This window comes from Dyadobacter sp. Leaf189, assembly GCF_001424405.1.
GTDB lineage: Bacteria > Bacteroidota > Bacteroidia > Cytophagales > Spirosomataceae > Dyadobacter.
This window is the reverse complement of sequence record NZ_LMPS01000006.1, coordinates 570,304-593,439: the sequence shown is the minus strand read 5'-3', so window position 1 is coordinate 593,439 and position 23,136 is coordinate 570,304. Positions and strand designations below refer to the sequence as shown.

The window sequence follows — 23,136 nt, the reverse complement described above, 5'->3', positions numbered from 1 at the left end:
ACTAAAATCGGCAGCAGGTTGAATGCGGAACCTGGCAGCAGGTTTGGCGGTTGTAAAAGGGAACGTTCTTCATTAATTAAATCAAAAAACGGATTTGTATGAAAATTGAGCCATTATATACCGCCAAAGCAACTGCTACCGGCGGCCGCAACGGAAAAGTGAAATCAGAAAATGGTGTCCTGGATATCGATGTGCGGGTACCTAAGGAAATGGGCGGCCCGTCGGGCGAGTATCTGAACCCTGAAATGCTTTTTGCAGGTGGATATGCAGCCTGCTTCGACAGCGCGCTGGGCGTAGTAATGCGTCAGGAAAAAATCACCGGCGTAACCAGCACTGTGACTGCCGAGGTAAGTATTGGCAAGATCGATAATGGGGGCTTTGGTCTGGCTGTTATCCTGGAAGTGGAGATACCAGGTGTAGAAAAAGAGAAAGCGGAGGAGCTGGTTGAAAAAGCGCATCAGATCTGTCCTTATTCCAATGCGACACGCGGAAATATCGATGTGCAGCTGGTCGTGAAGTAAGAAGTTAAGGTTGAAGGTGTTATTTCCAAAGACAGAAAAGACGTTTATCGCTAGCCAAAAAGCCAAATTAGCGTTACCTTTGCGCCATAATTCGATACCATGATCTACTTCTTTGCAGACAAACAGAACACTGTTTTTGCGGTCCAGATAGAGAGAACGCTAACAGAATCAGATACTTCCAAATTAAGCTGGCTTTTTGGCGGCGCAGAACTCCGGGATGAGCAAACCATCACGGAGTTTTTTGTTGGTCCGCGTGCCGCAATGATCACGCCGTGGAGCACCAATGCTGTGGAAATCACGCAGAATATGGATATTCAGGGTATTATCCGCATCGAGGAATTCAAGAAAGTCGATGCGGATTACGCCGGTTTTGATCCCATGCTTTCGCAGAAATACAGCGAGCTGAACCAGGATATCTACACGATCAACATTCAGCCGGAACCGATTCTTGAAATTGAGGATATTGCTGCTTATAACAAGCAGGAGGGACTTTCGCTAAGTGACGAGGAGGTTGACTATCTCAACAAACTCGCTGAAAAGCTCAATCGCAAGCTGACGGATTCAGAAGTTTTTGGCTTTTCGCAGGTCAACTCCGAGCATTGCCGCCACAAGATTTTTAATGGTGTATTTGTGATTGATGGCGAAGAGCAGCCGGTTTCTCTTTTTAAGCTAATCAGAAAAACGTCGGAAGCCAATCCAAACTCGATCGTTTCGGCTTACAAAGACAATGTGGCTTTTGTGAAAGGTCCCGTTGTGCAGCAATTTGCGCCCAAGAGACCTGATGTTCCTGAATACTATGAAATCAAAGATTTTGAATCCGTACTTTCCCTGAAAGCGGAGACGCATAACTTCCCTACGACGGTAGAGCCTTTCAATGGAGCAGCGACAGGTTCTGGCGGCGAAATCCGGGACAGGTTGGCGGGCGGACAAGGTTCTTTGCCATTGGCGGGAACTGCGGTTTATATGACTGCATTATCACGTTTGGAAGAAAATCGCCCGTGGGAAAATGGGGTAGAGGAGCGTCAATGGTTGTATCAGACACCGATGGATATCCTGATCAAAGCTTCCAACGGAGCAACCGATTTTGGAAATAAATTTGGCCAGCCCCTTATCGCAGGTTCGGTGTTGACATTCGAACATGAAGAGCAGGGCCGCAAGTTGGGTTACGATAAAGTGATCATGCAAGCGGGCGGTATCGGTTACGGAAAGGCGGATCAGGCTAAAAAATCAACTCCCGAAGTCGGCGACCAAATTGTGGTAATGGGAGGGGAAAATTATAGAATCGGAATGGGCGGTGCGGCGGTTTCGTCTGCTGATACCGGTGCATTTGGCTCAGGAATTGAGCTGAATGCAATTCAGCGTTCCAATCCTGAAATGCAGAAACGCGTCGCTAATGCAGTGCGCGGGATGGTGGAAAGTGGTAACAATACCATTGTTTCCATTCACGACCACGGCGCAGGCGGTCATTTGAACTGTCTTTCTGAGCTGGTGGAAGAAACAGGCGGTAATATTGATCTTGATAAACTTCCGGTTGGCGACCCAACGCTTTCGGCCAAGGAAATCATTGGTAACGAATCCCAGGAAAGAATGGGACTCGTGATCAGCAAAGAGAATCTGGAAACACTGAAACGAATTGCGGAACGCGAGCGCGCGCCGCTATATAATGTGGGCGAAGTAACTGGCTCACATCGGTTTACATTCGAGTCTGCGAAGACAGGCGCGAAACCAATGGACCTGGAAATGGAGGACATGTTCGGCAGCTCGCCGAAGACGATCATGGACGATAAAACCATCGACAGGAGCTATGAACCAGTGACTTACGAAATTGAAAAGCTGCATGCATACCTTGAACAAATGCTGCAACTGGAAGCTGTCGCGAGTAAAGACTGGCTTACTAATAAAGTAGACCGTTGCGTGGGTGGACACGTTGCCAAGCAGCAATGCGCTGGTCCGCTGCAGTTGCCTTTAAACAATGTTGGCGTAATGGCGCTGGATTTTCAGGGTAAAGATGGAATCGCAACTTCCATCGGTCATGCGCCACTTTCGGCGTTGATCGACCCGGCGGCGGGGAGCCGGAATGCGATTGCTGAGGCACTTTCCAACATCGTTTGGGCACCATTGCAGGACGGTCTGAAAAGCGTTTCGCTCTCGGCTAACTGGATGTGGGCTTGCCGGAATGCGGGAGAGGATGCCAGATTGTACAAAGCCGTAAAAGCTTGCTCGGATTTTGCGATCAGTCTGGGAATCAACATCCCGACTGGCAAAGATTCGCTTTCGATGAAGCAGAAATACAAAGGCGACGAAGTGATCGCGCCGGGTACTGTGATTATTTCAGCGGCCGGGCATTGTGATGATATCCGTGCGGTTGTGGAGCCTGTTTTGAAGAAGTCGGGCGGTTCGATTTACTATATCAATTTATCGGGCGATACTTATAAGCTGGGCGGATCTTCGTTTGCACAAATCCTGAATAAGATTGGTACAGAAACACCTGATATTCAGGATGCGGATAAACTTAAAATTGCATTCAATACGCTTCAAAGTTTGATCAAAGAAGGAAAAATCCAGGCTGGCCACGATATCGGCAGCGGCGGATTGATTACGACTTTACTGGAAATGTGTTTTGCGGATCGTGACCTGGGCGCTAGCATCGACTTGTCTGGCCTGGGTAACCAGGATATTATAGAAAAGCTTTTTGCAGAAAACATAGGGATCGTTTTTCAAGCAGACGAATCTGTCGAAGCGATTCTGGAAGCGAATGAAGTTGCTTTCCATAAAATCGGAAATGTAAACCTGGCTTCAACATTAACAGTTAAAGACGCGACTGGCAAGTGGGACTTTGATATCGATCAACTGCGCGATGTCTGGTTTAAGACTTCTTATTTGTTGGATAAAAAACAAACGAAGCCGGAGCTGGCGAAAGAACGTTTCGATAACTACAAACACCACGTATTGCGCTACAAATTCCCTGCGCAGTTTGACGGCAAAAAGCCTGCAATTGACGAAACCAAACCACGTCCAAAGGCAGCAGTACTTCGTGAAAAAGGCAGTAATTCTGAAAGGGAACTGGCGAATGCGATGTACCTGGCTGGATTTGACGTAAAGGATGTTCACATGACCGACCTGATCTCCGGTCGCGAAACTCTGGAAGATATTCAGTTTATAGGCGCAGTAGGAGGGTTCTCCAATTCTGATGTACTGGGCTCTGCCAAAGGCTGGGCTGGTGCATTCCTGTACAATGACAAAGCAAGAATCGCACTCGAAAACTTCTTCAAGCGCGAGGATACCTTGTCGGTCGGAGTCTGCAACGGATGTCAGCTTTTCGTCGAGCTCGGCCTGATCAATATGGGGCACGACGTGAAGCCGAAGATGCTGCACAATGCAAGCGGCAAGCATGAAAGTATTTTCACTTCGCTGACGATCCAGCCAAACAAATCGGTGATGTTATCCTCACTGGCCGGTTCCACACTCGGCGTTTGGGTCTCCCACGGCGAAGGCCGCTTTGACTTCCCGTATACCGAAGACCGTTACAGTGTTGTTGCCAAGTACGGCTACGAAACATACCCGGCTAATCCAAATGGCTCCGGCTTCAACACCGCGATGCTTTGCGACGAAACCGGCCGCCACTTAGTGATGATGCCGCACATTGAGCGGTCACTATTCCAATGGCATTGGGCGAATTACCCAGAGGGAAGGAAGGATGAGGTAAGTCCTTGGATGGAAGCGTTTGTGAATGCTCGGAAGTGGGTGGAGAATAAATAGCTTTTGGCTATCAGCTTTCGGCAGTCGGCTTTCAGATCTTTGAAGGCCGGCTGCCGAAATACTTTAGGCCAATGGCCGACAGCCGAAGGCCGGAGTCACTTCCTCACATACACCTCCCTAATCTCCCGATCAACCCCCAAACTATCAATCTTCTCCACGCCGGTTTGCACGATGGTATCTCCATTAACACGCAGCTTGAAGTGAAAATCATGGTTTTCCCATTCACGCGCGCTGCAATATTGTAGCTTCTCGGTGTAATCGTCGCCTTTCAAAGTATAAACTCCGGCGCCAGCGTCGAAGACTGCGGTGTCACCTTTTCCCTGCCGAGTGTCGTGTTTCATGAAAGTGAAGTGCGTTTCGGTAAAGCTTTTGATCATTTCCTGATCCTTAACAGGAAAGGTGTTGATTGTGTCACCTTTTTCGATGATTTGACTGGATTGAAGTTGCCAGGTGCCGGCTAGGGTTGGTTCTTTGGTTTGGTTAGCTTCTTCGTTTTTGGAAGTACATTGGGTTGCAAGAAACAGAAGTACGAGCGATATTGGTTTGAGGTTCACGTTTATTTAGGTTATGTTTTTCTGAAAAGTCTCAATTTGACATTCTTTACCTGCCCACATGTGCTTTCCGCCTTTTTAGATTAGCCCGCCCATTGCACCAGCTTATTCAACATCTATGTGTTCGCCGTTTTCGTCGCGGTATCATATACATCTACAAAACTTATTTAACGGTTTCCGATCAGTCACTATCCTTCTTAAATAGGAAGTTCATTAATCCCGCTATCATGACCGCTGAATTGCTTAATACTCAATTGCTGAAAATCAATAAAGAATACACCGAACTCGTTTATGCCGAGACCTGGGAAGATAATGTCTCTGCGCCGCTGCTGATGCATGTTTTTGACGAATACTGCGCAATGGAGAACAAAATCCTGTTCGTAGGGCAGGAGACGCACAGCTGGGGACAGATGAATTTGAAACCTAGCCCCGAAGATCTGCTAACAAAATACCGCGAGTTCAATCTCGGCAAAACGGCGGATTATGGGGATGGAAAACCTTTTCGATATCTGCGGAGCCCATTCTGGAACTTCAACCGCAGTCTATTTTATAAGGGAAATTGGCAGAACAGCGAGGTGACCAACAAAACGAATGGGTTTCTCTGGACCAATATTTCGAAGTTCGATTGCAAGAGCACCACGCCCTCCGAAGAATTGCAGAACCGTAACGAGAAAGGTTTTGAACTGCTGAAAGCCGAAATCGCCATTTTGAAACCCGACGTTGTAGTATTCCTCACCGGCTCCAAATACGATGAACGCATTAACAAGGTGTTCAATCCCGTGCGCGAAACCATTTTGCCCGAAGGCTATTTATACCAGCTTTCCACCAGCGACGGCTCGCTGGCGCCACGCACTTTCCAAACCAAACATCCCAGAACATTACTAGGCTCCCGCCGGAATAAAATGCCGAATAGGTATCGGGAGGTTTTGGAGAAGATTGTGGAGTGTGCGTTTCGCTGATTAACTAGCAGAGAACGAAATTATGTCAATCGTCAAACTTACGTCCTCTTAATTCCGCTTCTTCGATTAACTTGGTTACTATTGCTCTTACCTGCGCTTCGGGCACCTGCTTGTTCTCCAATGCCATGCTGCCGCTCACTGATTCGGTGATCATTGAAGTGACATAGGCTTTGTGGCGGAGTTTGGCGTATTTTTCAAATAGTTTCATAATTTGAATGTAAGAGTTTGAAGCTGAGATTTTCACTAACTTCCAGTGTTTAAGTAGTTGTAAACCAAACTAAATTTTAGCTGATCAAGAATATGCAGAGAGAAAACATGATAACAGTGTTCAGTAGCATTTCTAACTGTAAGGTGATTGGAACATTGCCAAGAATACGAGGTCTATTAAACATTTGCCCGGCAAACACAAAACTGAAAGATGATCCTCGCTATGACGAAGATATAATAGGAAGGCTTGGAACTATGGTTATTAATCATTTGCGGATGGAAACATTCATCAAAAAAACTGATATGGAAAAAAAGGTGCTAAATGCATTTAACTTGGAAGATATCAGCCATGTCCCATCCATTGTATCCGACTTTCTTTTGGGATATATTAATAGTTTTTGGTTTCAGTTTGATAATAGTTTCATGCTGAAAAGTGTTTATGTAGATTCATGCTCAAGAAAGTTTGCTTTTAATCAACAACGTGGGATTGTGTCTACTGCCGACGGGCTTTCTGAGACAAAGCCTATAACTCTAGAAGCATTCCGGCAAGCAGAAAGTGATTTTCAAGTAGTTTCTAGCTGGGATGACTCAAAAGGTGCAGACATGGATCCTAGACCAGAAGTGCAAATTTTAACCTATATACCCGTTAGAGATAAGTTTTACTCTTACAACAAATTGAGCCGAGCATACTTGCTGATTACACAGGCAAGAATGAGTCAGTATGTTCCTATAAAACTTGCTTTTTATGTAATTGCATTAGAGTGTTTGTTTTCAAATGATGATAAATCAGAAGTAAATCACAAGGTTTCAGAAAGGGCGTCACATTTTATTGGTAGCAGCCCAGAAGAACGAATTGAATTATTTAAGAAAATCAAAAAGCTCTATGATGTCCGATCAAAGTTTGTACACGGCCAAAGCATTAAATCAGCTATCAAAGATTTAAGTTTACTTAGTATTGAGATAGACGAAATTCTGCGAAGAATATTTAGGAAATTGATTGATAACAAGGGAATCGTTGATACATTTTTAGGTAACCAGAACAGGCTAGATGAATATTATCTAAAAATGATTTTCTAAATTCAAATCATCGGATTTGCTACAAGGATTCTCGAGAATAGGTGTAGACCCTCAGCTGTAGCGAAGTCTTACCGTTAGAAAAATTCCCCCGCCCTCAACTTGCATCCAAACAATTTTCTCCCGAATATGCGCATTCCCAAAAAATGCGCGTAAAATGAAAAATCTCAGAAGTATTGCCCTGTTATGGTGTGGATCAGGCGAAAGCCCCAAGGCGCTTACGCGAGCGCGGGACACCTAAGACAGGGCATTTTAATTTTTTATCCATCCCAAAAAACGCGTTTATGTACAACAAACCAAACTCCCCAGAGTCTGCGGACTCGACGTGTATGGCCTACGGTCAAATGGTCAATGAATTGCTGAGTGCCAGCTCGGCCGACACTTGGTGCGAACATCTTTGGGCAATGTACGGCGGGTACGTCATCGCCCAGAAGGAATTGGGCTACGGCCCCGACGCTTCAAATGTCTTCTGGTCATTCCGTGATCTGCTGTTTTTCTTTCACGAGTTGAAGGGCAATGATTGAATGATTAGATGTGTGTTGTCACCCTGAGCGCAGTCGAAGGGTTGTGCAGCGCGCCCTTGATCGTAGCGCCCTTCGACTGCGCTCAGGGTGACAAGTCCTTGAAAAATGCACTCGCGTTCCTTTATTACTATTTTATAACATTTATTAGCTACTGAAATAATGCGGAAATTGGTTCTTTACATTGCAACAAGCGTTGATGGCTACATTGCTGCGCCGGGGGATGATCTGGCGTTTTTATCAAAAGTGGAAAAGGAAGGGGAGGATTATGGATATGCGGATTTCATTGCGGAGGTGGATACGGTGATCGTCGGCCGGCGGACTTATGATTGGGTCATGCAGCACGTGCCGGAGTTCAGCCACAGCGATAAGGAGTGTTACATCATCACGCGGACACCGCAGGAAAGTAACGGCAACATGCAATTTTACACGGGCGATATCGGCGAGTTGGTTCACACATTAAAGGCGAAATCCGGTGGCACAATCTTCTGCGACGGTGGTTCCGAAGTAGTACACCAGCTTCTGACGCGCGGCTTGATCGATGAATTTGTCATTTCAATTATACCGACGTTTGTAGGTGACGGTATCCGGCTTTTTAAAGACGGGCGACCGGGAGGAGATTTGAAGTTAATGGATGTGAAGAGTTTTGATACGGGGTTAGTGCAGTTGTTTTATAGGAGGGTTTAGGCGGGCGATTTGCTAGTTAGGAGGCTCCGCAGGAGCCTTTTTTTTTTGTGGGTGACTCTTTTCTAGAAACAGGTAGCCCCTCAGGGGCTGCGTTTCGTCATTGAAAGAGGCTCCGCAAGAGCCTCTTGTTTCCAGAAAATGATCGATCCCGACTCAGGTTAGGCTCCCAGAGGAGCCTTCTGTTTCTAGAAAAAGATCGATCTCGACTCACGTTAGGCTCCCAGAGGAGCCTCCTGTTTCTAGAAACGAGATGCACCCCATTTCGCCAGGCTCCTGCGGAGCCTCCTGTTTATCCCGCATTCGACATTAACGCATACAACAAACCACTCACTGCTCACGCAACGATATCTCCACCCGGCGGTTTTTGCTCTTATTCTCCTCATTATCATTCGAAGCAACAGGAAAATAAGAACCTTTCCACTCAACCCGGATCTGCCCGGGGCGCACTCCGTTTGTTTTCATATAATGCTGCACAACCCGGGCGCGGTATTCTGATAATATGAGATTCAAATTCTGCCTGCCAACATTATCGGTATGGCCGGTTACCCGGGCAACCAAATGATGCCGACGTACCAATACCGCGCACACAGAATCCAGAACAAGGCGGCTGTCTTTCCGGAGATGATAGCTGCTTTGATCGAAATACAAAGTCTTCGGTGTCAGCAATTGAAGCGCGACCTGACTGTTTGTTTTTGCATTTTCATAACGAACAGACAAGAAATTAAAACCTTCATTGAGCACTACCTTTTCGTTCGAAAGGCTATTTTCAACCTCCTTTTCATTTTTGTCAAAAGTACCTGTATAGAGTGTGTACGCACCAGGAAGAACGTAGTTTGTGGTTATGTTCCGGTGTTTTGGCGAGCTTACGATCGGCCTGTTCTCCTGCACTTTGCGGCTGGTATCGTCCATGAGCACTATTGACATTTTTACGCTATCAGGCGCGTCAACTTGCACGAACAGTTGACTTTTTGGGAAGATCGTTTCGTCTTCCTTAATGGCCGGGTCCAACCCGTTTTTCAGCATCGGTACCTTGATTTCAAATGTACCTTTTGCACGATTTTTCCCAATTCTGTTTACTCCAACGTTTCTTGTTTCGAATCCAGCTGCCTCAAAATTCAGTTGTCTCGTTGAGTCGGGCAACTCAAATGCAAACTTTCCGGATCTGTCCACATTAATTTTCTGCTTGCTTGTACTGAAAACTACTGTGATATTGCATTTCAAACTGGTTTGGTCGGCGACATTGTAACAGCTGCCGGAAATGCGGAGTGAATCAGAAGTGAATGCGAGAAACGACAAAATGAGCGTGGTGAGCATAGCCGTGACGATGAGTTTAGAACTTTAAGGAGAAGGAAAAAACAGGCAGAGGTTACTTGAAAGTGCTGCAAATCAGTCATATAATTTACATCGATTACAGAGTCACAACATGTTAGAAACCATCAAGGAAAGCCTCTGGCAGCAATTTGGAGCTGCCATTAATACATTAGGCAATGCAATCGAGCACTGCCCGGAAGCAGTTTGGCAAAGTAAGAAACGCTTTTTTTACATCGCCTACCATTCCATCGTTCTGGCCGACTACTACCTTACGATTCCGGCACCAGAGGAATTTCACTCGGTACTTCCTTTCTCGTTTACAGAACCTGACGAAATCCCTGACGGAGTCGTCGGAGATATGGTGCCCGATAAGCATTATACGCAGCCCGAAATGCTGGGTTATATAGAGGAGGTGCGTGCAAAGCTCCGGGACGTTGTTTTTAGCTTGTCCGAAGAGAAAGTGAGTGAGCGCTGGGTAGAGCCTAGCGGCGATATGGATTATTCAGTTTTGGAAATCCTGTTATACAACTTGCGGCATGTTCAGCACCATGCGGCACAGCTGAATATGCTGCTGCGGCAGGAGGCAAATATGCGGTCGGAATGGGTTTTCCGGGTTGAGGAGTAAGGCGTAGATTTTTTACAATATATTTGATCAAACAGAAGAGTTATGGATCGTAAAATAGCAATGGTAAGGCAGCAGATCAACATGAAAAATGGTGATCAAGCAGCAGATGACCTTGATTATTGGTTAGCAAAGACACCTCAGGAAAGGATTGCGGCAGTTACTTTTCTAGTTAGTCAAATGTTAGAGCCTTCGCAACGTATGGACAAGACTTACTTTTCTCAAAGAAATATGAAATAATGACACTGGCGACCGATTTCAAAGATTTTATTAACCTGTTAAATAAACATCAAGTCGAGTATTTGGTTGTCGGGGGGTATGCGATGGCATTTCATGGTAGGCCGCGGTTTACAGGTGACCTTGACATTTGGATCAAAGTTTCTGAAACCAATGCTGAAAAAATGCTGACTGTTCTTAAAGAGTTTGGTTTCTCTTCATTAGGTTATAGTAAGGAAGATTTTTTGAAGGATAACATCATCAATCAGATTGGTTATCCGCCTTTGCGAATTGACATATTAACATCTATCGACGGTGTAACTTTCTTAGAAGCGGTTCTGCAAAAACGAACAATTGTAATCGATTCGATTGAAGTTTCCTTTATTGGAATTAAGCAGCTGTTAGAAAATAAGACTGCATCTAACAGGCCGCAAGATATCGCTGATGTAGCTACATTAAAGAAAAGCGAAAAGGTGCCGGAACCCGATAAAGCTATTGGATCAATTCCAATCGCCAGCTCGCAAACCCTCGCCACTTACTCCCTCGCCATCATGCCCAGCGCTGCAATCCTACAGGAAGTGGCCGAAATGAAGCAGCAGTACCGCATTGCGACTGGTAAAAGCTACGGCAGCGCCAATGCGGAGGCCCATATTTCTCTTGATGGTTTTGAGGCCAGTGAAGAAGATTATCCATATGTTCTGGCAGAGTACCGCCGCATTGTATCTGAGCTCGATCCCTTTGAGATTGTCTTTTCCGGTTTCAATGACTTTGATCGAGGCAACTTTTCGGCTTTTTACGTTAAACTCACGGAAGAATCTTCTGAGGATATTCGTAAGCGGACTGCGGTTGTAATGAAGACTTTTGACAAAAAGATCAAGAAGCAGTATATGCGAAAGTGGGCCGATGAATCTAAAAACCCGCATATGTCCATTGGGAGGCGGCTGTCGCGGGAATGGATTGCGCTGGCTTATTCAATTTTTACCACCTATGAGGCGCGCTTTCATTGCAATGCATTTGCGATCAGGAAGTATAATGACAAAAGGCACCAGTATGATGTTGTAGATGTACTTCCGCTGCTGGGCGCTCCTGCGGTGCAGCTGGATCTTTTTCAACCCTAGCAGAAAATGTCTCCACGAATAGAGAATATGCCGGAAAAGAAACTGGTCGGTCAGCACATGCAAATGTCTTTGACGAAGTACAAAAACAATGATCCGGAGTCGGAGGAAGAGATTTGGGTTCCTATCCGGGTCAAAGATCTGGTAACTTAGTTTATCACCCCACTTTCAGCCAGCCTGTAATACTCAGTCGCGGCTTGTTGGTGAGCATAACTTCATGTTCCAGCTCGCTGCTTTTGAAGAAAATGCTTTTCCCATTCGTCGGCGAAATATCTTGCAGACGATCCATATGATGAATGCGCAGCTCTCCGCCGTCGCCTGGCTGCCAGTCTTCATTCAGGTACATGATCATGGAATATTGCCGGCTGGGGTCACTACGGAACTGGTCGAGGTGCTTTTTGTAAAAACTGCCCGCAGGATACATCGCATAATGAAATTCGTAACCCGTGATCCCGGTGTAACACGTACTGTTTAAATGCAGGACAAAAAGATCCATTAAGGTAAAGAACTCCTCTTCAACAGGATCCTTATGCTCGCGGTCGAGCCAGTAAATCATGTCGCTCCGGTACAATTTGTCATGAAGGATGATCTTTTCATTCCCGGTACCAGCTGATTGAAATTGGCCCTGGGAATGCAATGCAGCCAGCTTTTCTCGTAGCTGGTTGGCAAGTGCAACTTTCAGGAAATTTTCCGCTATCCCCACTTTATCATCGATGTAGCTGTCGATAAGTGTATCAAATGCAGTTTGCAATTAGTGAAGATTAGATGTGATTCCGGTTGCCGGATTTAGTGAAGGTAACCTATTAAATCTAGAAAACGGATCATGCAGATTATCGGGATATTTTTTGGGATCCTGTCGGTGGAAAAAGAGAATACCTCGTCTATGTACATGTAAATATCCATGCATGTATTTCCCGACCGCGGAGCCCATTCATTCTTCCACCGACGACGCTGCGCTCTGGCTCGCTTACCGCGGCGGCGACAATAAGGCACTTGGCATTTTGGCCGAGCGGTATTTCACGACTTTGAAGCGCTACGGGTTGAAATTTATGGTCGATGAAAGTGTTGTGGATGACTGTATCCAGGACCTTTTTCTCGAACTCTGGCAAAACCGGCACAAAATCTCTCAAACGCCTTCGGTTAAATTTTATCTGCTCAAATCAGTCCGCAACAGCATTATTGAGTACCTGCGCTACCAGAAACGATTCACAAATGAGGAATCGCTGCATTGGGACACTGCTCTACCTGATCACTTCAATGCAGAATCACTGCTGATCGAGCAGGAAACGCTGGACAGCCTTGTATCGCAGGTTAATGCACAAATGTCAGATCTGCCTAAAAGAGAGCGTGAGGCACTTTACCTCCGTTATTTTGAAGACCTCAGTGTAGCAGAAATATCCGAGATGATGGGCGTCAATAAGCAGTCGGTTTCAAACTTTCTTCAAAAAGCATTGGCCAAAATCAGGACCAAGTGGCTGGTGACAATTGTACTATCTCTATTCTTTTTTTAATTTTTTTCTCTCGCGAAGGGTATCCCGGGCTATGCTATTCATAATATCATAGAAATCATTCCAAAAGTCAAGAATGGAGATACCCGGTATGGAGATACCCGATAATGCCTTCGAATCCGTAGAGGATTTCCTGGGAAGCGCGCGTTTCAGAAAATGGGTGCGCGGCAATGCAGCGGAAGACACATTTTTCTGGCAGGAATTTTTGATCCAAAATCCCGAAAAAGTGGTGCTCTATGAGCAGGCAGTAGCTATTCTGCTGGTTGTGGGCGGAGAGCAGGTACCCGAGCTGCAAGCCAGCTATCAGGCCGGGCAGCTCAGGAAAGCACTTGAAGAGGAAGTGCCGGCTCAAAAAACCGCTTCGATCTGGCAGCTATTGCGGTGGGGCGTGGCTGCAATGCTCATTATTTCCATTGGATTTTGGTGGCAGTACGCATTCAATGAACGCCCGTTTCAGGCTGCGGCTAAATTTCCGGTAATCGCCGGCCAGGATAGTCTCTTGATAACAAAACAGAACTCCGACAGGGAAACAATGCTGGTTAACCTGCCTGACGGTTCTTCGGTGCTTTTGTCAAAAGGGAGCAGCGTTTCTTTTGATGCAGAAATGAAGGGTGATGAGCGGATTGTCCATCTGGTAGGCGAAGGTTTTTTTGAAGTTGTAAAAGATGCAAAGCGGCCCTTTTTCGTGTATGCCGACAAGCTGACCACCAGAGTAGTAGGTACCAGTTTCAGGATGAGATCTTTTCCCGGCAGCAGCGAGGCGATTGTGGCTGTGAAAACCGGGAAGGTTTCTGTTTCAAAAGGTCACCAAACCAAGGGTATGCTTTCAGCAGTGACCTTGCTGCCTAACCAGCAGATGAAACTTTTGGTACAAAACAACAAGCTGGTCTCCCGGATCACGGAGCAAGTTGCACCTGCCCAAATGTCGCCTTTACAGAAGGAAGATTTTGAATTTCGTTTCACGCCCGTGGCCGATGCATTTAAAGTACTTGAATCCAATTATGCGGTCAGGATCAGCTACAATGCAGATGAAATGCGCAATTGCACGCTTACAGCTTCACTCAAAGACGAACCTTTTCTGGAAAAGATAAGACTGATCTGTCTCGCAACTGAATCCACTTACCAGGTAGCCGGCGATCAGATTATTATCTCCGGTACAGGCTGTCCCTGAATATAAGCCAACTAAAATTTCAATTCTAAACCCAGATCAATATGAATAAACCAACCAGTTAGCCATTTCCCAAACACCTTTAATCATTAACCATTTACCCAGGAAAATTTGAAATGAAAATCTACAAACCTGCTTTGACAAAGAATACCGGCAGCTTGCTTGGCCTGCAATGCATATTGCTCTTGCTGGTAGCCAATCTCAGCTGGGCGAGCATCGGCAATGCCCAGGAAATGCTCAATCAGCGGATCAGTATCGCCATTGAAAATGAAAATATTGAAACTGTTGTTTCCAAACTCGAACAATCCGCAAAAGTACGTTTCCTGTACAGCCGCGAGATTATCCATTCAAAAAGAAAAGTCTCTTTTGCAGCTCAGGACCAGCCACTTTCGAGGATCCTTGACGGGATACTCAAACCATTGAACCTTAAATACGAAGTATCGGGAGATCAGATCGTACTGAAACGCCAGCTCGCCGAGAAGGAGGCTGAAACGAATGCGAAAACAAGCGTTGCATCGCCGGCGACTCCGACTGAAACCAATGCCGATATCGACATTTCAGGTAAGGTAACCGACGATGCGGGCAGCGTATTGCCGGGTGTAAGTATCCTGATCAAAGGCACGGCCCAAGGCGCGACAACGGATTCGGAAGGTAACTACAAGCTCAGCGTGGTAAGCGGCGATGCGATACTCGTTTTCAGTTTCGTAGGATATGTTACCCAGGAAATTCCGGTGGGTACCCGCAGCAGCATTGAAGTAAAATTGCTCATCGACGATAAGGCGCTCGAAGAAGTAGTAGTTGTGGGTTATGGTGTTCAGAAAAAGGCAAACCTGACCGGCGCAGTTTCTACCATTGATTCCAAAGCGATTGAAAACCGTCCTTCCAGTAACCTTTCAACGGGTTTGCAGGGCGTAACGCCTGGTTTGATCATTACCCGCCAGACAGGTCAGCCTGGTCGCGAAAACATTGCGATCCAAATCCGCGGCGCTACTTCTGCGAATGGGAATGTAAACCCGCTTGTGCTGCTCGACGGCGTGAGCGTGCCGATCAGTACCATGCAAACCATGAACCCGAATGATGTCGAAAGCATCAGTGTATTGAAAGATGCGGCAGCGGCGGCTATTTACGGCGCACAGGCTGCGGGTGGTGTAATTTTGATTACTACCAAAAAGGGAAAAGCAGGGAAAGTTACATTCGACTACTCCGGCCAGCAGGGGATAGACTGGTCTACCAACGTACCCGACAGAATGTCGCTGCTTGACGAAGCTTTGTTTTCCAACCAGGCACGGATTAACTCCGGTTCAAGCCCTGAATATACTGACGAAGAGCTTCAAAGAATCCGTGACGGGGTACCTTATGTGGTTAATCCGGCCGATACTTCTTCTTATTTGTACTACAATCAAAAACCTATTGCCGACGAGCTGCTAAGGAAATTCACTTCCATGAGCACGCACAATATCACGGCGCGCGGCGGTACTGAAAAGCTCAACTTTTTGATTTCAGGAGGTTATTACAACAAACAGGGAGTTTTCAAAGTAGGCCCAGACAGCTACGACCGTTACAATGCGCGCATTAACCTGGGCGCTGAATTGTCGAAACATCTGACACTGGACAGCCGCCTTTCCTACACCCACGAATTCACAAACAGCTCTTATGCAGATGCAAATGGTAGCGGGTTGATTTACCAGGTATATCGTTTTCGTACCAGAAACCCGGCATTTACGCCCGAAGGAAGGTATAACACTTCCAACAGTACTTACGCACAGCTGGCAGAAGGTGGCTACAACCGCTACAAACGCAACTTCTTTGATGGTGTATTTACATTGACGGCCGCCAACTTTGTAAAAGGATTGCAGATCAGGGCAGTAGCCGGAACACAGTATCGTCGCGGCGATCGCCAGCGGTTCAACCGCACGGTTCCATTGTGGAGCAAGTCGAAAGTGGCTGGCTGGGTTAATCAGATTAATTCTTACAACATTGAAAACGAGCTGACTAAAAATACAAACCTGCAATTCCTGGTCAACTACGATTTCAAGATTGCTGAAAAGCACAATTTCGCACTCTTCGGAGGTTATCAGTGGGAAGAATTTCGCGAGGACTTCTTAGTATCAGGTGCTACCAACCTGGTAAGCAACGATTTGCCGACTCTTAATCTGGGAGATGACAAAACGAAAACCAACAACCAGACTATCCGTACGAATGCTTTTCAGTCAGTTTTTGGAAGGTTTAACTACAATTTTAGCAATAAATACCTGTTTGAGGCGACGGTGCGACTTGATGAAAGTTCGAAACTCGCGCCGGGGTTGCGGAAGAAGTTTTTCCCGTCAGCATCTGTGGGCTGGAACATGCACCAGGAAGATTGGTTTTCCAGTGCAATCCCATTCTTTTCCGAGTTTAAGCTGCGCGGATCGTGGGGTCGCCTTGGTGGTGCATTGGGTGATGCTATTGGTAACTATGATTATTTAAGCCAGCTGAACAGACGAAACGATCTTGTGCTTGGAGACTCGCGGACTTCCTATATTTTCCAGGGTTCCATTCCGTCGGCCAACTTGTCATGGGAAACAATCGAGACTACCAACGGAGGTCTTGACCTTGGACTTTTCCAGAACAAGCTGCAACTCAATGCAGATTACTACGTAAAGTACAACCGAAATATGCTTACTGCGCAGCAGCTGCCGGGCACAATCGGAATTGGTACGCCACGCAAGAACAATGGAGAGCTGAAATCATGGGGCTGGGAAGCAGAATTACGTTTCCGTGATAAGATTGGTGAAGAATTTAACTATTCGTTGGCGGTTAACTTTTCGGATAACAACAACAAACTGCTGAGTTTCTCGGGAAGAAATGTCGTATCAGCAGGTTATAATAACCTCATCGAAAATTATGCGATGAACACACTTTGGGGTTATAAAACGGCAGGTTATTTCACCACTAGCGACGAGGTGAAAAACTGGGCATTCCAGGATAACCGCGCCGGTGTTGGCGACGTGAAATACGTAGATCTCGACGGAGACAAGCGCATTACAGTAGGGAAGGGGACGGTTGCAAACCACGGCGACCTGGTGCTATTGGGAACTACTGCGCCCCGCTATCTTTTCGGAGTTACGCTGGGAGCAAGCTGGAAGGGATTTGACTTCACGCTGTTTCTGCAAGGTGTAGGGAAACGCAGCTACCGCGCACAAGCCGAGTCGATTGCGCCGCTACTTGTAACCTGGAAACAGGCAATGGGCATTCACAGTGATTACTGGACACCTGAAAATCAGGATGCATTATTCCCAAGACCTTACACAGGAGCTACACATAACTATCTGTCGTCTGACAAATGGACGCTGAATGCCGCGTATATCCGGATGAAAAACATTCAGCTTGGTTATACCATACCGCTACGGATTACAGAAAAGGCCAAAATTTCACGTGCACGTGTGTTCTTCTCTGGACAGGACATTCTGACCCTTTCTGGCTTGGGCAAGTTCCAGGGTTTCTTTGATCCTGAAACGCGCGACGGCGTAGAAAATGACTATCCGTTTTTCGCGACCGCCGCATTTGGTCTAAACATCTCTTTTTAATCAATTCCGACCAACCGCATTAATTCAATAGCAATGAAAATAACATTTAAACAAACACTGCTGAGCTTGTCGCTGTTAACGATGCTGGGGGCTTGTGATGTAAACCGCCTGCCGGAAACGAATATCAGTGATATGAACTTCTGGACTTCGGAGTCTGATATCAAAGCGGCTAGTAATTACCTGTATACATTTCTACCGGGGTTTACTGTACCAAATGCAGGTAATATCACTGAGGACGTATGGTCTGACGATGCATTCGGTTTAGCGTCTAATAATATAAGTGACGGTTCCCGGCTAGCTCCGGCCACGGCGACGGGCGACTACAACACGCCTTACAACCTGATCAGGGCTGCTAACAACATCCTGGAAAAAGCGCCGCGTGCTGATGTGACACCGGCCGTTTTGAACAGGTACCTGGCCGAGGCTTACTTCTTCCGTGCATGGGGTTATTTTTCACTGGTTCAGAGATACGGAAGCGTTCCGCTGATCATGAAAACGCTCGAAGAGAACAGTCCTGAACTAACGGAGCCGGCTGCTCCCAGGGAAACAATTGTGGACCAGATTTATATGGACCTGGACTTTGCAATTGCCAATCTTCCTACTATTACTACATTAGGTACTGCGGATTACGGGCGCATTTCGAAAACGGCAGCCCAGGCATTTAAAGCAAGAGTGGGGCTCAATGAAGGTACTTTCGCCAAATTCCACGCAAAAGGCGATGCAACAAAGCACCTGAATATCGCTGTAACAAGCAGCAAAGCAGTAATCGACAGCAAAGAACATGCATTGTTTGGCAACTACTTTGATCTGTTTCAAATGGCTGGTGAGGGCAGACAGAACAAGGAGAATATCATTGTAAAACAGTACGGTGTTTCTTCTACCGAGCGTGTTGTGACGCACGCTTACTATCGCAGCTCGCTGGAAAATGGGAACGTGAATCCTACTAAAAGTCTGGCGGATTCTTACCTGATGAAAGACGGTTTGCCGCTTAGCAAATCACCACTCTGGTCGGTGCCCGATTCTTCTCACAAAGTGTTCAGAAACCGTGACACACGAATGAGCGCTACTTTCATGAAACGCGGCGATGCGATGATGACCACCAAGCCTATCTTCGATATAGCTAACCTGGTATTTAACAAGACGGGTTACATGTTCAGGAAGTTTGCGAATGTAAATGACTGGAATACACAAGCTTCTGTAATCGACCGTCCATTGCTGCGTTACGCTGAGGTACTGTTGATTTTTGCCGAAGCCACTTACGAGCTCAATGGAGCGATTACAGACACGGAGTTGGATATGTCAATTAACCTGCTGCGCGCCAGAGGGGAAATCGCCAAGCTAACCAATGCATTTGTTACTGCAAACGGTTTGAATATGCGTGAAGAGATCCGCCGTGAGCGCCGGGTCGAGCTGGCGCAGGAAGGTTTTCGTTATTGGGACCTGATCCGCTGGAAAATTGCTGAGACTGAATTGGTAAAACCGGTTTTAGGTAATTTCTATTTCAAAAGTGAATTTGCCGCAGCTACTGTGAACCTAGCCCCAGGCAATGTTATCCTGGTTCAGGATGCAAGTTTCCGCAAGTTTGATCCGGCAAGAGATTACCTGTGGCCGCTGCCAATCAACGAACTCGCATTGAATCCTAAGCTGGAACAGAATGCAGGCTGGTAAAGTAGAAGAGGAAGAAACATGAGCAATTTGGTTGGAGGTAATACTCCTTTCGATAAATGGGGTAAGCCTCAGGGCAAGTAAGTTGGCGAAGGGAGTATTTTCATGCTTTGTTTTAGCCGACTATCAAGATCCCGGCTGACAATGCTTTTCAACTCCCTCCATTTTATCATTTTTTTCATTTTTACAACAACCGCGTTCTATACACTTGGGGGGCGCTGGCGCTGGGTCTTACTCCTGACTGCCAGCGCCTATTTTTATGCGTCATTTATTCCAGCCTACCTGTTGATCCTGGGGTTGATAATTGTATTCGATTACCTGGCCGGGATCTGCATTGAAAAGCTCTCAGGAATACGGCGGCTGGCGATGCTCATCGCCAGCATTGTCGTTAATCTGGGGTTCCTCGGTTTTTTCAAATATTTTGATTTCCTAAATGCCAACATAGCGATTCTGCTGAATACTGCGGGGATCGATTTTCACGCTGAAACAATGGCCGGGATGTACCCGGGCCTTGCATTGCCTATTGGTTTGTCGTTTCATACATTCCAATCGATGAGCTATACAATTGAAGTATATCGGGGTAAACAGCAGGCAGAACGTCATTTTGGGATTTATGCGCTTTATGTATTATTCTATCCGCAACTCGTAGCTGGCCCCATTGAGCGTCCTCAAAATATCTTGTGGCAATTTAAAACTTGTAACGGGTTTGAGTGGGACAATCTCCGCACCGGATTGTGGTGGATGGCGTGGGGGATGTTCAAGAAAGTGGTAGTCGCAGACCGGCTGGCATTAGTGACAGACCCGATCTTCGCGCACCCTGAAAGCCAGAATGCAAGCAGCCTGGCAATTGCCGCAGTGTTTTACAGTATACAGATCTACTGCGATTTCTCCGGCTATTCTGATATTGCGCTCGGTAGTGCTAGGACAATGGGATACAGGCTGATGACAAATTTTCGCTCTCCCTATTTCTCGCATTCAATTTCCGAATTTTGGCAGCGTTGGCACATATCGCTATCTACGTGGTTTCGTGACTATGTGTACATTCCATTGGGCGGAAATCGTCGCGGGAATGTGCACACATGCATTAACCTGATGATTGTTTTCCTGCTCAGCGGGTTGTGGCATGGCGCCGAATGGAAATTTGTGATCTGGGGAGCTATTCATGGCTCTTTACTCATTGTTGGCCGGATTCCTATCCCAGGAAGACTACCTATCCCTCCGTTAATTAGAATTGCCGGCACTTTCTCGGTGGTGACACTAGCCTGGATCTTTTTTCGGGCTCACACCACCAATGACGCCTTTTTGATCATACGCAAGCTGGCTACACCTGAAAACTGGGAGCTTCCCCACCTGCCTTTAAACGGCAACGAAACGATGTTCTGTCTGCTTCTGATAGCTCTATTGTTTGTAAAAGAATACTCTTCTCCTGCGTTTGTGCCGGAGAGGAGGAGCTTCTGGCCTTTGCTCGGTGTCGTTAGTTTTTTGTGCTATTTGTGCGGGGTATTTGGAAGCAATCAGTTTATCTATTTTCAGTTCTGATGATGAAATTCCTGACTAAGTCCGCACGCTTGATCCTTCTGCTATTTTCGGGTATTATCCTGTCAGCAGGACTTTCGGAAACTTTACAAAGGAAGTTGTACGATCGTGGCTTCATTCCTGACCAATACCGTTTTGGTGACCTTTACAACATTACTAATCTGTCTCGATTCAAAGAACTGAACTGGCAGCTGGCTGATGATTTACTTGAAAGCGACAAGCCGGTAAATCGGTCAAAAAGTACAGATCTCTTCACTATTGGCGACAGTTTCACGACAATGGATACGAGCTTTTATGCAGGGCGGCGAAACTATCACATTTGGCTAGGTACCAAAGTCGATACTGTGACACTCGATCCCTCGGTGCGGTCAATCGTGGTAATAGAGCTGATTGAGCGGACAATCCAGGAAAGGCTCAGGAGCGATTATGCCAGACTTTACATAGACCGCGGTTTTCAGGTTCGTGGAAAAAGTAAGCGGACGGTTAAAGAACATGCTGGCTTGGCGGGGTCCTTTTGGGAAAACAACTTAAACAGAGAAATTAACCAGCGGCTTGAATTCATTCTTTTCAATTCCAGCCTCGCGTTGAAGGCTAAGGAAATCAAGGCCAACCTGATGTTATCGTGGTTCGGTCGTACTCATCCTGGATCCATTATATCAAGGAATGGGGGATCGCTTTTTTACGAAATCGAAGCCAGCCCCCATAGTCCTCTGTCACCTTATCAACAACTCTCAGATGCGGATATTGACAGCGTGGTTATTCACATGAACCGCATTCGCTCGCATTACCTTCATGCAGGCTTCTCAGAAGTTTACTTCTGTTTTATTCCAAATAAAGTTACTGTATGCGAGCCTGACAGGCTTCCCCATAATCATCAAATTACCCGCATATCCAGAAATCCACGTTTGAAAGCGCCATTGTTAAACATCCATGACTACTTGCTTCCACATCCCGAATGGTTTCACAAAAGCGACGGGCACTGGAATGTGCATGGTAAGCGGCTGTGGTTGAAACGTGTTAATGGAATGCTAATCGATCAAAACCGCTCCTGGCAGCTTTCGCAGAAGTAGCTCCGGCGCTTTGTTTTGCCGAGATATTCTTTATGAAACGGAATGTTACAGCGCGGACAAATCTTTTTGGTGTGCGCCAGCCAATGCTTTTTAAGCGTATTTTCTTTCTTCCATTCCAAAAAATCAAATGAGTAGTTCCGCGTTTCTTTGATCATTTCGCGCAATTTCTTTTCTGGCATTTCGCCGATCTGGCTGAGCGGGTGGACTTTGATTCGAAACAATACCTCATTCTTAATGATGTTGCCACTGCCGGCAAATATATCCTGATCGAGCAGTGCGTCGCAGGCGAGCATTTCGGGCTGGGCTTTCAGTTTCTTCAATGCGGCTTTTGCATCCCATTTGTCGGACATCACATCTCCCGAAAAATCATAGATATCTGTCAGTGGCTCATCGAGCAGCACTACCGAGCATACATAAAAGTTGAGCTCGTGATCATCAAACAGGAGGGTCAGCCGCGGGTTCGTTTTCTTCCGCTCGTCAATCAGGTAACTCCCGAAGAGCAGAAAATGAATGCGGACTGTGAAGTCTTCAAAACAGATGAGAAAGTGCTTACCCCAGGATCTGAAATCAGTCACCTTTTGGCCAATGATCCTGTCCATATCGATCCTGGCATAACCCTCGGCGTGACGGACAGTTTTCCCTTTCAGATTGAGCGGTTCAATCTTTTCTCTCAAAATAATAATCGACGGACCTTCCGGCATAGTGCAGCATTTTGTGTTCAGCAGCAATGCTCAACAATAATGCCAGCCCGGCATACTTATTATACGTATAGCTATTGCCACCAAATTTGAAAACCATGCGCAACTTCATGATTACAATCGCTTCCACGTCCAAAGAGAACATTTTGACTTTCGAGCGGCACATTATTCAGAATGATACTTTTCCAAGCCAGTCGTATATCACCAACGTTGTGAACAGGGGAGGGCCGGAGCAGGATAAAGGTGAGGTAATTTCCATTGTGGAACTGTCCGACCAGGATGTAGCAGACTACGAAGCCCGCAGCTAACCAACTTTAATTGAACACCATTCTATGGGATTTTTCTCCAAAAAGTCTGACGGTACTGAACCATCTCAGCCTCA

Annotated in this window: 22 protein-coding genes; 17 read left to right on the top strand and 5 right to left on the bottom strand. The window is 46.4% G+C overall.

From position 1 onward, the window contains the following. The first annotated feature begins 98 nt into the window (after positions 1-98). Positions 99-521: an organic hydroperoxide resistance protein gene (locus ASG33_RS21060; RefSeq protein ID WP_200942832.1), complete on the top strand. Its 423-nt coding sequence runs from the start codon at positions 99-101 to the stop codon at positions 519-521. A gap of 99 nt (positions 522-620) precedes the next feature. Further along, complete coding sequence (gene purL, locus ASG33_RS21055; protein ID WP_056290156.1) at positions 621-4,280, top strand: phosphoribosylformylglycinamidine synthase; 3,660 nt, start codon at positions 621-623, stop codon at positions 4,278-4,280. 95 nt (positions 4,281-4,375) lie between these two features. Here the strand turns inward: purL and ASG33_RS21050 are convergent, their stop codons facing one another. Then, complete coding sequence (locus ASG33_RS21050) at positions 4,376-4,834, bottom strand: lipocalin family protein (protein ID WP_056290152.1); 459 nt, start codon at positions 4,832-4,834, stop codon at positions 4,376-4,378. 224 nt (positions 4,835-5,058) lie between these two features. Here ASG33_RS21050 and ASG33_RS21045 point away from each other — a divergent pair, with 224 nt between their 5' ends. Continuing rightward, positions 5,059-5,790 carry a uracil-DNA glycosylase family protein gene (locus tag ASG33_RS21045; RefSeq protein ID WP_056290150.1) on the top strand — a complete coding sequence of 244 codons (732 nt, stop codon included), beginning with the start codon at positions 5,059-5,061 and terminating at the stop codon, positions 5,788-5,790. Positions 5,791-5,815: 25 nt separating this feature from the next. Here the strand turns inward: ASG33_RS21045 and ASG33_RS21040 are convergent, their stop codons facing one another. After that, a complete protein-coding gene (locus ASG33_RS21040) occupies positions 5,816-5,998 on the bottom strand; it encodes a hypothetical protein (RefSeq protein WP_056290147.1) in 183 nt (60 codons plus the stop codon). 92 nt (positions 5,999-6,090) lie between these two features. On the opposite strand from ASG33_RS21040, the gene ASG33_RS21035 reads away from it, so the two are divergent. From ASG33_RS21035 to ASG33_RS21025, 3 genes are all read left to right on the top strand, one after another. Further along, entirely contained in the window at positions 6,091-7,074 is a 984-nt protein-coding gene (locus ASG33_RS21035; RefSeq protein WP_056290143.1) for a HEPN domain-containing protein, read from the top strand. A gap of 281 nt (positions 7,075-7,355) precedes the next feature. After that, a complete protein-coding gene (locus ASG33_RS21030; protein ID WP_056290139.1) occupies positions 7,356-7,595 on the top strand; it encodes a hypothetical protein in 240 nt (79 codons plus the stop codon). 159 nt (positions 7,596-7,754) lie between these two features. Next, positions 7,755-8,279 carry a dihydrofolate reductase family protein gene (locus ASG33_RS21025; protein ID WP_056290136.1) on the top strand — a complete coding sequence of 175 codons (525 nt, stop codon included), beginning with the start codon at positions 7,755-7,757 and terminating at the stop codon, positions 8,277-8,279. A 327-nt stretch (positions 8,280-8,606) separates the two neighbouring features. On the opposite strand, the gene ASG33_RS21020 is transcribed toward ASG33_RS21025, so the two are convergent. Further along, on the bottom strand, positions 8,607-9,593 hold the full coding sequence (locus ASG33_RS21020) for an OmpA family protein (RefSeq protein ID WP_056290131.1): 987 nt from the start codon (positions 9,591-9,593) through the stop codon (positions 8,607-8,609). A gap of 109 nt (positions 9,594-9,702) precedes the next feature. Between ASG33_RS21020 and ASG33_RS21015 the strand changes: the two genes are divergently transcribed. From ASG33_RS21015 to ASG33_RS25840, 4 genes are read left to right on the top strand one after another with little or no spacing between them, the layout of a single operon-like run. Continuing rightward, positions 9,703-10,215: a DinB family protein gene (locus ASG33_RS21015; RefSeq protein ID WP_056290128.1), complete on the top strand. Its 513-nt coding sequence runs from the start codon at positions 9,703-9,705 to the stop codon at positions 10,213-10,215. Between the two features lie 42 nt (positions 10,216-10,257). Beyond that, entirely contained in the window at positions 10,258-10,452 is a 195-nt protein-coding gene (locus ASG33_RS21010; protein WP_056290126.1) for a hypothetical protein, read from the top strand. After that, complete coding sequence (locus tag ASG33_RS26130) at positions 10,452-11,546, top strand: 2'-5' RNA ligase family protein (protein ID WP_229238768.1); 1,095 nt, start codon at positions 10,452-10,454, stop codon at positions 11,544-11,546. Before ASG33_RS21010 ends, ASG33_RS26130 begins: the two co-directional genes overlap by 1 nt. A 6-nt stretch (positions 11,547-11,552) precedes the next feature. Beyond that, positions 11,553-11,696 carry a hypothetical protein gene (locus ASG33_RS25840; protein ID WP_157474877.1) on the top strand — a complete coding sequence of 48 codons (144 nt, stop codon included), beginning with the start codon at positions 11,553-11,555 and terminating at the stop codon, positions 11,694-11,696. A 4-nt stretch (positions 11,697-11,700) separates the two neighbouring features. Here the strand turns inward: ASG33_RS25840 and ASG33_RS20995 are convergent, their stop codons facing one another. Then, entirely contained in the window at positions 11,701-12,294 is a 594-nt protein-coding gene (locus tag ASG33_RS20995; RefSeq protein WP_056290123.1) for a 2OG-Fe(II) oxygenase, read from the bottom strand. 154 nt (positions 12,295-12,448) lie between these two features. On the opposite strand from ASG33_RS20995, the gene ASG33_RS20990 reads away from it, so the two are divergent. From ASG33_RS20990 to ASG33_RS20965, 6 genes are all read left to right on the top strand, one after another. Beyond that, on the top strand, positions 12,449-13,054 hold the full coding sequence (locus tag ASG33_RS20990) for an RNA polymerase sigma factor (RefSeq protein WP_056290120.1): 606 nt from the start codon (positions 12,449-12,451) through the stop codon (positions 13,052-13,054). A gap of 73 nt (positions 13,055-13,127) precedes the next feature. Continuing rightward, on the top strand, positions 13,128-14,222 hold the full coding sequence (locus ASG33_RS20985) for a FecR family protein (protein ID WP_056290116.1): 1,095 nt from the start codon (positions 13,128-13,130) through the stop codon (positions 14,220-14,222). 113 nt (positions 14,223-14,335) lie between these two features. Then, on the top strand, positions 14,336-17,785 hold the full coding sequence (locus ASG33_RS20980; RefSeq protein ID WP_056290114.1) for a TonB-dependent receptor: 3,450 nt from the start codon (positions 14,336-14,338) through the stop codon (positions 17,783-17,785). Between the two features lie 33 nt (positions 17,786-17,818). Continuing rightward, positions 17,819-19,453 carry a RagB/SusD family nutrient uptake outer membrane protein gene (locus tag ASG33_RS20975; RefSeq protein ID WP_056290111.1) on the top strand — a complete coding sequence of 545 codons (1,635 nt, stop codon included), beginning with the start codon at positions 17,819-17,821 and terminating at the stop codon, positions 19,451-19,453. A gap of 141 nt (positions 19,454-19,594) precedes the next feature. Further along, positions 19,595-20,989, top strand: a complete 1,395-nt coding sequence (locus ASG33_RS20970; protein ID WP_056290107.1) for an MBOAT family protein — start codon at positions 19,595-19,597, stop codon at positions 20,987-20,989. Beyond that, complete coding sequence (locus ASG33_RS20965) at positions 20,989-22,056, top strand: hypothetical protein (RefSeq protein ID WP_157474875.1); 1,068 nt, start codon at positions 20,989-20,991, stop codon at positions 22,054-22,056. Before ASG33_RS20970 ends, ASG33_RS20965 begins: the two co-directional genes overlap by 1 nt. On the opposite strand, the gene ASG33_RS20960 is transcribed toward ASG33_RS20965, so the two are convergent. Next, positions 22,023-22,757, bottom strand: a complete 735-nt coding sequence (locus ASG33_RS20960) for a DNA-formamidopyrimidine glycosylase family protein (protein WP_056290100.1) — start codon at positions 22,755-22,757, stop codon at positions 22,023-22,025. The two genes, ASG33_RS20965 and ASG33_RS20960, sit on opposite strands and share 34 nt — an antisense overlap. A 95-nt stretch (positions 22,758-22,852) precedes the next feature. Between ASG33_RS20960 and ASG33_RS20955 the strand changes: the two genes are divergently transcribed. Next, positions 22,853-23,062 carry a hypothetical protein gene (locus tag ASG33_RS20955; protein WP_056290097.1) on the top strand — a complete coding sequence of 70 codons (210 nt, stop codon included), beginning with the start codon at positions 22,853-22,855 and terminating at the stop codon, positions 23,060-23,062. Positions 23,063-23,136: the final 74 nt, after the last annotated feature.

Coding starts and splice junctions, on each gene's coding strand:
- ASG33_RS21060 (WP_200942832.1), top strand. CDS start 99: ATGAAAATTGAGCCATTATATACCGCCAAAGCAACTGCTACCGGCGGC.
- purL (WP_056290156.1), top strand. CDS start 621: ATGATCTACTTCTTTGCAGACAAACAGAACACTGTTTTTGCGGTCCAG.
- ASG33_RS21045 (WP_056290150.1), top strand. CDS start 5,059: ATGACCGCTGAATTGCTTAATACTCAATTGCTGAAAATCAATAAAGAA.
- ASG33_RS21040 (WP_056290147.1), bottom strand. CDS start 5,998: ATGAAACTATTTGAAAAATACGCCAAACTCCGCCACAAAGCCTATGTC.
- ASG33_RS21035 (WP_056290143.1), top strand. CDS start 6,091: ATGCAGAGAGAAAACATGATAACAGTGTTCAGTAGCATTTCTAACTGT.
- ASG33_RS21030 (WP_056290139.1), top strand. CDS start 7,356: ATGTACAACAAACCAAACTCCCCAGAGTCTGCGGACTCGACGTGTATG.
- ASG33_RS21025 (WP_056290136.1), top strand. CDS start 7,755: ATGCGGAAATTGGTTCTTTACATTGCAACAAGCGTTGATGGCTACATT.
- ASG33_RS21020 (WP_056290131.1), bottom strand. CDS start 9,593: ATGCTCACCACGCTCATTTTGTCGTTTCTCGCATTCACTTCTGATTCA.
- ASG33_RS21015 (WP_056290128.1), top strand. CDS start 9,703: ATGTTAGAAACCATCAAGGAAAGCCTCTGGCAGCAATTTGGAGCTGCC.
- ASG33_RS21010 (WP_056290126.1), top strand. CDS start 10,258: ATGGATCGTAAAATAGCAATGGTAAGGCAGCAGATCAACATGAAAAAT.
- ASG33_RS26130 (WP_229238768.1), top strand. CDS start 10,452: ATGACACTGGCGACCGATTTCAAAGATTTTATTAACCTGTTAAATAAA.
- ASG33_RS25840 (WP_157474877.1), top strand. CDS start 11,553: ATGTCTCCACGAATAGAGAATATGCCGGAAAAGAAACTGGTCGGTCAG.
- ASG33_RS20990 (WP_056290120.1), top strand. CDS start 12,449: ATGTATTTCCCGACCGCGGAGCCCATTCATTCTTCCACCGACGACGCT.
- ASG33_RS20985 (WP_056290116.1), top strand. CDS start 13,128: ATGGAGATACCCGGTATGGAGATACCCGATAATGCCTTCGAATCCGTA.
- ASG33_RS20980 (WP_056290114.1), top strand. CDS start 14,336: ATGAAAATCTACAAACCTGCTTTGACAAAGAATACCGGCAGCTTGCTT.
- ASG33_RS20975 (WP_056290111.1), top strand. CDS start 17,819: ATGAAAATAACATTTAAACAAACACTGCTGAGCTTGTCGCTGTTAACG.
- ASG33_RS20970 (WP_056290107.1), top strand. CDS start 19,595: ATGCTTTTCAACTCCCTCCATTTTATCATTTTTTTCATTTTTACAACA.
- ASG33_RS20965 (WP_157474875.1), top strand. CDS start 20,989: ATGATGAAATTCCTGACTAAGTCCGCACGCTTGATCCTTCTGCTATTT.
- ASG33_RS20960 (WP_056290100.1), bottom strand. CDS start 22,757: ATGCCGGAAGGTCCGTCGATTATTATTTTGAGAGAAAAGATTGAACCG.
- ASG33_RS20955 (WP_056290097.1), top strand. CDS start 22,853: ATGCGCAACTTCATGATTACAATCGCTTCCACGTCCAAAGAGAACATT.